Raw genomic sequence first — 2,188 nt, forward strand, 5'->3', positions numbered from 1 at the left:
CAAGTAAGACCTTCTGGCAATTCATCAGATATGGTAAAACCAGCTAAATCTTCTGTTCCGGTATTTTTCACATGAATGGTATATTCTACTTCTTCTCCACCAGAAACCGATGTGTTTGCAACATTACCATCTATGATATAAGATTTCCAAGAAGTTATTTTTGAACTTGATAATGTATAGCAGCGACTTACATCGTATAATTCTACTGGTGGGAAAACAGAAACTCCTACTAAAGTTTTTATTCCTACACTAATTCTATCGTAAGCATCGCCAGGCGTAAATGGTACTTCTACCATGTCTCCATTATTTATAAGATCGAGCACATTTATTCCGTTAATCAGCCCATCTTGCCAATCCAGCGTTGCCACTTCGTCGTTACCTAAGTAAGCTTTTATCTCTAAGCCACCTAATACATCTAAATCGACGCCTCCTGCACCTGTTTTAAATTTTATTAGTGCCGTATCGTCTGCTTCCGAGACCGAATTAAAGTAAATCCATTGTTTGGTAGAGGCGCCCACACCCAAGGTTCCATTACTGATTTCAGAATAATGTTGAGAATTGCCATCATCCAACGCATATTCTGGGTTGGTCACGCCGGCGCTTCCGACTGCATCTACACCAAGGTTAAGTCCTGAATATTCATACGACGTAGCAAAAGCCGGCAAACAAGCATCGGTGCTCAGCTCTGTACACATTCCATATACATTCATTGTATTTGGTTCGGCTAACAAGCCTAAAGCACTGTTCGTCACATCGGTTATTCGAATACGATTATAATCTTGATCGGGAGTAACAGCAATATAATAACGACCTAAAGCGTCTTGTACAATTCGGATTTGATCGGTGGCTCCTGTTCCGTCTTCTTTACTCGATCCTTCCAGCACTACATCATCAGCATTTTTTGCTTCCACTTTAAAATAGTGATCGCCTAAGGCTAAACCATCTAATAATCCACTGACTACATTTCCTAAACTTCCACTAACCAAAGCACCCAAAACCCCATCATCAAAATCGATTCGGATATAAGAGGTAGTTCCGGCGTCCATTATTTGAGCATAGCCCATTTCGACATAACCTTCATATTGATTACCCAATCCTAAAAGAAATCCTGCTCCTGATTTTAAGGTCGCATAACTATCAAAATCTTCATCAAAAAGATTTTGTACTTCATCGGCATTATGAGAATCGATTAATTCTGCAATACAAGAAGCGCTGTTTTCAAATGGGGATTCAGTAATCGTCAAGGGGCATTGATCACCATAACGTTTTACACTGTAGACTCGTAAAGGTTCCGCATCTACGTTAAGCTCTACAACTGATTCCGCACCTATATCCACACGGTCAAAAGTTCCTTCCGGTTCAAAATCTAAAGTCACCGTTCCTCCGGAATTGAATAATGCCAAAACATCAAGGTTATTAAGCAGAGCATAATCTTGTAAATTATAGTCTGGACCAACCTGTTCTTTTCCATTAAAGAATTTTATTTTATAGGCTCCTAAAACATCTGCACTCAACGCAGAAGAAGGCTCTACCATCAATCGAATTTGCACGTGGTCATCAACTTGAGAAGGTTGGCTAAAATAGATGGTTTGGTAAACATCACTTAAAAGCCCCAAAGCTCCCAAATTAATTTCTGAATATTCCGAAGAGTTACCGCTAATCGCTTTATACGGATCTTTAACGCCTACCTCCGATAAATCTCCCAGTGATAGATTTGCTCCCCCTCCTTTATAAGAAGTGAAGTTTGGGGGGAAACAGAAGTCGTCTCCGATTTCAAAACAAGCGTTATAAACATCTAAAGACGCTTTCTTACCCGTTGGTAACAAGGCCTCTACGTGATTGGTAATCCGGATACTGGTGTAATCGCTATCCGGGGTAATGGCAATATAATAACGGCCGATATTATCTTCTACAAGCGAAACCACGCCATTGGCTTGTCCTTCAAAAGCATCTGAACTATTTTCGTTCAAGACAATATTGGAACCATCGAGGGCTTCCACTTGAATATACTGATTGCCCAACAAAAGATTGTTGGCCAAATCGCCCACTAATTTACCCAGGCTTCCACCTAGCAGTCTATCTAAAACATCATCATCATAATTAATACGTACGTAGGTCGTTTTATTAGCAGGAACATTGCCTAAATCCATTTCTATAAAACCTTCTGTTGGACCACTTACTAATAAAT

1 pseudogene is annotated in these 2,188 nt (G+C 39.9%); it reads right to left on the reverse strand.

The annotated features are described in order from the left end of the window. Window positions 1–2,188 (reverse strand): annotated as a pseudogene (locus CAP47_RS02100) (DUF11 domain-containing protein); the annotation flags it as partial.

This window comes from Psychroflexus sp. S27 (assembly GCF_002810405.1).
GTDB lineage: Bacteria > Bacteroidota > Bacteroidia > Flavobacteriales > Flavobacteriaceae > Psychroflexus > Psychroflexus halocasei_A.